Origin of the sequence: Pseudomonas sp. C8002, assembly GCF_013385765.1 — a bacterium.
In the GTDB taxonomy this organism is placed as follows: Bacteria; Pseudomonadota; Gammaproteobacteria; order Pseudomonadales; family Pseudomonadaceae; genus Aquipseudomonas.
On record NZ_JACAPJ010000003.1, the window covers coordinates 82,509 to 89,765 of the forward strand.

A 7,257-nucleotide genomic window follows, 5' to 3' on the forward strand; every position below is an offset into this window, starting at 1 on the left:
GGCCGTCAATCGCCCGCGGGCAAGCTGAAGCTGAACACCGTGCCGTCCTGCTCGTGGGAAGACACTTCCAGCCGCCCGCCATGGGCGTCGGCAATCTGCTTGACGATGTACAACCCCAGGCCCAACCCGGCCTGGGGCAGGGCGCCCGTCGGTCGGGAGTAGGGCTGGAACAGCAGCGGCATGGCTTGCTCACTGATCAGCCCAAGGTTTTTCACCGTTAACTCAAACGTGCCGGCGTTGACCTGCGCACTGACTTCAACCGGTCCTTGCGGGTTGCCGTGGCTGATGGCGTTGGCCACCAGGTTGGAGAGCAATTGCGCGAGCCGCTCGCGGTCGCCTTTCACACCCTTGAGATTGCCGATGTGGGCGTGAATCAGCCGCTTGGGGTGCACGTGCTGCACCTCTTCCACCACATGCTGCAAAGTGTCTTCAAGCCCGGTGCATTCACTGATGTTCACCGGGATGCCGCTGCCCATTCGCCCGCGGGCAAAGTCCAGTACGTCTTCCACCAGTTGCGAGGCCCGGCGGCCGCTGGCCAGCATGTGCCGCACCAGCGTGTCGGTGGCCGGGTCCGGGTGTTTGCGCAGCAGCCGTTCGGCGCCGACGTTGATGGCGAACAGCGGGTTGCGCAGGTCGTGGCCGAGCACGGCGATGAATTGTTCGCGCAGTTCGGCGGTTTCCCGCTCCTGCTGCAGGTCGGCTTCGGTCTGCTGGAGGCTTTCTTCGGCTTCGATCTGCAGCGACAGCACCCGGGCAAACGACTCCATGGTCGACTGGATGGTGCTGCTGCGCAGTTGCGCCGGGTTCGGGTCCAGGGCACAGATGGTGCCGAAGAAACGCCCGTCGGTGCGGAACACCGGCACCGAGATGTAGCTTTCAAAGTGGTAGATACGCGGCGTGTGGTGGTCGCGATACAGCGGGTCTTCGCTGGCTTTGTCGATCACGATCGAGACGTGGGAGTCGCGTATTTCGTGGCACAGGGTGGTGGTCAGGTCCAGCTCGCCACCCACGGGCAGGCCGAAGTCCAGTTGGTCGCGCACGGCGCAGGCGGTCCAGGAATCGTCGGTGACCCGGGCCACGGCCGCAAAACGCAAGCCGGTCATCTCGCTGACTACCTGGAGAATCGCCGGGACGGCGCTGATTCTGCCAATGGTGGCAATGTCGACGGCTTTTTGCCCCATGGCGAACGGTTCCGGTCCTGATGCTGCTGGCGTTGTGCCTTGGCTGATGGTTGGGATTCTAGCGAGCTTGGCGGCGTAAGGTACAAATTCGTTCACGCTAATTAGACTAATTGCTCTTCTGGGCGACGAGCGCGCATAAAAAAGCCGCGCGGCCCGAAGGCGGCGCGGCGTTTTTGCGGTTCAACTCAAGTGTCTTGCTTGTTTTCCAGGACTTCGCCGGTCTTGGCATCCAGCTTCACGTCCCACTTCACATTGGCGGTGTCACGCAGTTCGGTCTCGTAGACCAGGCGGCCGGCGTTGTCTTCCAGTTCGGTGTCAACGATGGTGGCGCCTTTGTGCTGGGCCACGGCCTTGGTGTTGAGCTTTTCAAAATCCATCACGGCACCGGACTTGAGCAGGCCCGGAATATGGTCCGGGCGAACGTCGGCCTGGGCCAAGCCAGCGGTAAGGGTCAAGGCGGCAGCAGCGAACAGAGCGGTCAGGTTTTTCATGATGTGATCCTTTGGGGTGAGCTGTTTAAGTGGGATCAGGTTAACCAGCGCAACTTAACTCACCCTTAAGATTGCGCCGTTTGTTCAATCGGCGGCGAGTGCGGGGTTTCATGCTGGCGTCTCACTTACGGGAGGCACAGATGAAACAGTTAATGGCCTGGGTGTATGCGCCCTTGTTCTGGGCAGGGTTTATCGGGTGGGCGCTGTGGCTGGTGCAGAGGGATGCGCTGCAGTGGCTGGGGCTGGTATTTGTTCTGGCGGTGGCGGTGTCGTTTATCGCCGAGTGGTGGTTGCCCTATGAGCCGCAGTGGAATCGCAACCAGGGTGATCGTCGTCGCGACTTGATTCACGCGTTGGTCAATGAGGGCCTCAATGCGGCGGGCTTGTTGATCTTGCCGGTGCTGACCGCGCTGTTGGCCGTCGACGGTGTATGGCCGCGGGCGTGGCCGCTCTGGGCGCAATTGCTGCTGGCGATCTTCATTGCCGATGCGGGCATCACCTTGATGCATTACGCCAGCCACCGAGTCGCTGCCTTGTGGCGCCTGCACGCGGTGCACCACAGCGTGCAACGGCTGTATAGCTTCAATGGCTTGATGAAGCATCCGTTGCACCAGATGCTGGAAGCCACGGCCGGGTTGGTGCCGTTGATCCTGCTGGGCATTCCCACGGAGGTGGCGCTGCTGCTGGCCCTGGCGATTGCCGTGCAGCTGCTGTTGCAGCATTCCAATGTCGACATGCGCCTGGGGCCGCTGCGCTGGGTGTTCGCCTGGGCGCCGGTGCATCGTTTTCATCATATGAAATATGGCCGGGCTGGGGATGTGAATTTCGGCTTGTTTTTCAATCTGTGGGATTGGCTGTTGGGCACGGCGTTTTACAGCCATGACTATCGAATGGGGCAGGGCGACTTGGGGATTGGCAGCCGGCCGGATTTTCCGCGGGAGTATGTGGCGCAGTTGCGCGATCCGTTCAGGACGGTGCAATTGAGCAAGGAGCCGCCGGTTCCCGCGGGTCTAGTCGAGGATTCGTACGTGCAGGTTGCGCAACGACGCCCCGGCCGTGACGCCGAATAGTTGTTTCATGGTCCGGGAAAAATGCGCCGAATCGGCGAACCCGGCGCCATGGGCAGCCTCGGTCAGGGTGCTGCCGCCGAGCGCCAGTCCCAGCGCCACTCGCAAGCGCCGCCACAACACCAGGCGACGTACCGGCAAACCCAGTTGGTTGGCGAACAAACGTTCCAGCTGGCTTAACGAAACGTGCGCCGCCTGTGCCAAGGCTTGGGCCGAGACCTTGCCACTCAGTTGCTGATCCAGCGCCGACAGCGCGCGCTCCACCCTGGCATCTTCCAGTGCGCGTCTCGGCAATTGGCGCAGCGTGCGCTCGAGTGCTTCCAGGGACCGTTCACTGTCGGCCAGGGCGGCCTGCAAAGAGTCGAAGTCAAAGGCGCCGGGTTCGGCATACACCATCAATACCTCACCATGGGTTTGGAGGATGGCGTGGGGCATTCTGGACGGGATAAACAGGCGATGGGCCGTGATGGCACGGCCATCGAGGCTGGCCGTGACCGGCCCGCCCGCGGAGAACATCAGCTGATGGGCATAGTGTGCGTGGGGCGCGGTGCGCCCCGGTATGCCCTGGATCAGCCCGTAGTCAGGCCCCAGCCACAGGCGACCTGACCATTCGGGGCTCACTCAGTAACCGTTGTCCTGCAGCAGGTCGGCCACACTCGAGGACGGCCAGCGCTTGTAGTACTTCAGCAGTTCGGCAGCGCGGTTGGTGAAGATGCCATCGACGCCGGCTTTCATGACCTTGTCGAAGTCCACCGGCTCATCCACGGTGTACACGTGCACCAGCAAGCCCTTGTCGTGGGTCAACTGGTTCATCTCGGGTTTGACCAGGTCGGAGTAGCTCTGGTCGCCCAGGTTGGTCAGTTGTGCCGAAGGGCCGGTACCGATGGCGCCCAGGCTCTTGGCCTCGTCGATCCATTTTTCGAACTCGGCGGCGTCCTTCGGCTCCTGCTTGGCGTAGTAGGCGGCTTTGCTCGGCTCACCGGACTCGGCGAAGGGCACCTTGGATTTCGGTTCGATGCTGCCTTCACCTACCCACAACAGCAGGATTTTCGGGGTGTTGGGCATCTCTTTTTGCAGTTCTTTCAGGCTGTCTTTCTCAAAGGTTTGCAGCACCACGCGGCCCTTGCCCTGGCCGACGCCGATGTTTTTCTGGGCCTGGTTGGAGCCGGTGGAGCTCAACCAGCCTTTATCCAGCAGCTTGTTCTTCAGGTCGGCCTCGATGCCCGGGAATTGCTTCGGCTCCTTGGTTTCGATGTACAGGCCGGGTTTGTGCTGCGGGTTGCCTTCGGCGATCTTGATGATTTCGTCCAGGCTGAGGATTTTCAAACCGACGAAGCCTGGGCGGGCGCGATCCGGGTAGGCGGCGTTGAACCAGCTGCCGGCGTCCAGGGTTTTAAGCTCGGCCCAGGTGAATTCGTTGGCCGGGCTGTCCTTGCGCTCCGGGAACTTGGTGGCGACGTCGGTGGTGCGTTGCAGGTTGTTGTCATGCAGGGCGAATAGCACGCCGTCCTTGCTGCGTTGCAGGTCCATTTCCAGGTAGTCGGCACCCAGGTCGCGCGCGACTTTGTAGGCGGCGGCGGTGGATTCCGGTGCATCGAAGGAGGCGCCACGGTGGGCAATCACGGCGGGGTGCGGAATGCCTTCGTTGGTGGCCAATTCGGTAGGGCTGATCGGGCTTGCCGCCTGTGCGTGGCCAAGGCCCAGCATCAGGGCCAGCAGCAGGGCACTCTTGGTAAACGTGACAGGCATATGCGAAGTCCTTTCGTGGAGGTAACTTTGAGAAGGGCTCCTTTTTAACAATTGCTTGCGAATGGCGCTATCACCAAACCGACATTAACGTGTTCACCGGCCATTTTTCTGCACTTTTGTGCGGTGCGATGCAGTACTCTTGCCTTGAATTGCCCCATCAGAGGGCAGATTTTCCTGCCACGCGTGTAAACCATCTTTCCAGTCCAAGTAGGACTTTTCAGTGAGGTTTACCATGCGCATCACCTCCGAGCTTATCTGCCAGGCCGCCGACCAACTCCAGGGTTTTGTCGGCCTGAACCGCAAGACTGGCCAGTACATCGTCCGTTTCAGCGAAGACTCCTTCGGCATGGACGTGGCCGATGACGGCATCATCCCAACCGCCGAGTTTGTCTGGCTGCCGGTCGACGGGCAGGCCATGACCTTGTCCCGCGAGCGGATCCAGTTGTTGCTGGACCAGAACATCGACGATCGCATCAACATCACGGAACCGCTGCGGGTGTACATGCGTCGGGTGGAGATTCCACAGATCAGTGCGGTGCGCAGTCTGGTCAGTTGAGTGCCGCATAGCCCTGCGGCTGGAGCGCTTTTTGTGGCTTGGGAGCTTGCTGTGGCTTGGGAGCTTGCTGTGGCGAGGGAGCTTGCTCCCGCTGGAGTGCGCAGCGCTCCCAAGATTTTGGGGCCGCTTCGCAGCCCAGCGGGAGCAAGCTCCCTCACTACAGCAAGCGCCCTCACCACAGAGCCTCCCTTGTCCACATTAAGTGTTTTACACGGGCTGAGGTTTCAGCGCTCGAACGCGTAAGACCGCTCCACCTTGCACACCCGCGTATGGCACGCCGAGTACCAGGTGGCGCGGCCCTGTTCGCGCACCTCAGTGTGTTCGGCGTGCTGCTTCCAGGCCAGGATCTCCGCTTCGCTGCTCCAGTAGGACACCGTGATGCCCAGCCCGTCGTCCCCGCGCGCCGATTCCACGCCGAGAAAACCGGGTTGTTGCCGGGCCAGTTCCAGCATGCGGTCGGCGGCTTGTCCGTAACCGTTGTCACCTTCAGTGCGCAATGAACTGAACACCACGGCGTAGTACGGCGGTTTGGGTGTCTTGGCGATCATGCGCAGGCCTTCAGCAGCGCAATGGCCAGCGGCGGGGTGACGTCTTTAAGCGCCGCACGTTCCGGCTGGAACAGGGTGGCGACAAAAAACGGATGGTCCAGCAGCTCCACCGCCCGCAGGTCGCCCGCCGAGTCATGGCCGCTGGCAATCAGGTCGGCTTCCAGCAATGCACTTTCGAACGCTGGATTGATGCCATAGCGGCAACGGTAGCCTTCATGGATATCCAGGGTGGCGTAGGCCTCGGCGATGCGGGTATAGGCCATCAAGCGGATGGTGTCGGTCGCTTCCACCAGCGCGCAGGTCAACGGTGTCAGCACTGCACGCGGCGAGTCGGGGGCCAGTTCGCCATGCTCGGCGTCGGCCCAGCCCAGCACGTTGCGGGCATATTCCAGCACCGCGTGTTGAAAACCGCCGCAGGTGCCGAGGAACGGGCGCTTTTGTTCACGGGCATACCGGATGGCCAGCAGCGCGCCGTCAAGGTCTCGGTAAGGGCTGGCGGGGACGCACCAGAAGCCGTCGTAGTGCTGCAGTTGTTCGGTGGATTTGATCGTGTCGGTGGCCAGCCAGTCGAACCGCACCGTCAGGCCCAGCGCCGCGCCGGCCTGTTGCAACGCCAGGGGAATGGCCTGGTGGGCGGTGACCTGTGCATCGTAGTCGCCGATCAGGGCCAGGTGCAGGGTGGTTTTATTCATCGAGGGTATCCGTGGCTTGTTGAGTCCTGGCGCTCACTATAGATTGGCGTTCACGCAATCAATATTGGCGTTAACACACATGTTCAATGCAGCGGCGCACTATCAGATCGACTACCCAGACCTTTCCCTGATCCTCGCCCTGGTGCGCGGCGGCACGCTTGCGCGGGCGGCGGCGTTGCTGCGGGTGGATGTGTCTACGGTGTTTCGCGCGGTGCGGCGGCTGGAGACGGCACTGGGCCAGACGCTGTTCGAAAAGAGCCGCGCCGGCTACCTGCCCACCACCTTGGCCACCACCCTCGCCGAGCAGGCCGAACGTGCCGAACAGGCGCTGGAGGCAGCACGTGTGGGAGTGGAGCAGGGCGGTGAAGTGATCAGCGGCACGGTGCGCCTGACGTGCACGGACTCGGTATTGCAGTCACTGTTGCTGCCGGCCCTGGCGCAGTTCATGCCGGGCTACCCGGCGTTGACCCTGGAGCTGAGCACGTCCAATGACTTCGCCAACCTCAGTCGCCGCGATGCGGATATCGCCCTGCGCCTGACCAAGGCACCGCCCGAGCATCTGGTAGGACGTTGCCTGGGCACGGTGTCGTATCGGGTGTGCGCCAGTGCCGACTATTCCCGCCAGCATGCGGGGGAGGAACTGGCGGCCCTGAACTGGATCGCGCCGGATGACTTCCTGCCGGATCACCCCACCGTCACCTGGCGGCGCCAGCACTTGCCGGGAGTGATGCCAGCCTATCGCTGCAACAGCATGGTTTCGGTAACCGAGCTGGTGCGCGCGGGACTCGGCGTGGCCGCGTTGCCGGATTACCTGCTGGGCGCGGACCTGGAACCGTTGAGCCCGCCGCTGGTGGGGCACGACACCGCCCTGTGGCTGCTGACGCGCCCCGATTGCCGGGCCTTGCGCTCGGTGGTGACGTTATTTGATCAGTTGGGCCAGCATGTGCGTTTGCCGGTGAGATAACTGTGGGAG

Annotated in this window: 9 protein-coding genes; 3 read left to right on the forward strand and 6 right to left on the reverse strand. The window is 62.3% G+C overall.

Features of this window, described 5'->3' with window-relative positions:
- Positions 1–5: 5 nt before the first annotated feature.
- On the reverse strand, positions 6–1,181 hold the full coding sequence (locus tag HX814_RS03700) for a GAF domain-containing sensor histidine kinase (protein ID WP_177008452.1): 1,176 nt from the start codon (positions 1,179–1,181) through the stop codon (positions 6–8).
- A 185-nt stretch (positions 1,182–1,366) separates the two neighbouring features.
- Positions 1,367–1,672 carry a PepSY domain-containing protein gene (locus HX814_RS03705; RefSeq protein ID WP_177008451.1) on the reverse strand — a complete coding sequence of 102 codons (306 nt, stop codon included), beginning with the start codon at positions 1,670–1,672 and terminating at the stop codon, positions 1,367–1,369.
- A gap of 140 nt (positions 1,673–1,812) precedes the next feature.
- Here HX814_RS03705 and HX814_RS03710 point away from each other — a divergent pair, with 140 nt between their 5' ends.
- Entirely contained in the window at positions 1,813–2,742 is a 930-nt protein-coding gene (locus HX814_RS03710; protein WP_177008450.1) for a sterol desaturase family protein, read from the forward strand.
- On the opposite strand, the gene HX814_RS03715 is transcribed toward HX814_RS03710, so the two are convergent.
- The gene (locus HX814_RS03715) at positions 2,683–3,360 is read right to left on the reverse strand and encodes a helix-turn-helix domain-containing protein (RefSeq protein ID WP_177008449.1); all 678 of its coding nucleotides are present in this window, start codon (positions 3,358–3,360) and stop codon (positions 2,683–2,685) included. The two genes, HX814_RS03710 and HX814_RS03715, sit on opposite strands and share 60 nt — an antisense overlap.
- The gene (locus HX814_RS03720) at positions 3,361–4,488 is read right to left on the reverse strand and encodes a glycerophosphodiester phosphodiesterase (protein WP_008432958.1); all 1,128 of its coding nucleotides are present in this window, start codon (positions 4,486–4,488) and stop codon (positions 3,361–3,363) included. It lies immediately after the preceding gene.
- Positions 4,489–4,720: 232 nt separating this feature from the next.
- On the opposite strand from HX814_RS03720, the gene HX814_RS03725 reads away from it, so the two are divergent.
- Positions 4,721–5,044: a DUF2025 family protein gene (locus HX814_RS03725; protein ID WP_008432956.1), complete on the forward strand. Its 324-nt coding sequence runs from the start codon at positions 4,721–4,723 to the stop codon at positions 5,042–5,044.
- Positions 5,045–5,268: 224 nt separating this feature from the next.
- On the opposite strand, the gene HX814_RS03730 is transcribed toward HX814_RS03725, so the two are convergent.
- Both HX814_RS03730 and HX814_RS03735 read right to left on the reverse strand, forming a co-directional pair.
- Positions 5,269–5,592 carry an antibiotic biosynthesis monooxygenase gene (locus HX814_RS03730; RefSeq protein ID WP_087693147.1) on the reverse strand — a complete coding sequence of 108 codons (324 nt, stop codon included), beginning with the start codon at positions 5,590–5,592 and terminating at the stop codon, positions 5,269–5,271.
- Entirely contained in the window at positions 5,589–6,284 is a 696-nt protein-coding gene (locus HX814_RS03735) for a CTP synthase (RefSeq protein WP_177008448.1), read from the reverse strand. The genes HX814_RS03730 and HX814_RS03735 overlap by 4 nt, the downstream gene beginning before the upstream one ends.
- A gap of 79 nt (positions 6,285–6,363) precedes the next feature.
- Here HX814_RS03735 and HX814_RS03740 point away from each other — a divergent pair, with 79 nt between their 5' ends.
- Positions 6,364–7,248: a LysR family transcriptional regulator gene (locus HX814_RS03740; RefSeq protein ID WP_177008447.1), complete on the forward strand. Its 885-nt coding sequence runs from the start codon at positions 6,364–6,366 to the stop codon at positions 7,246–7,248.
- Positions 7,249–7,257: the final 9 nt, after the last annotated feature.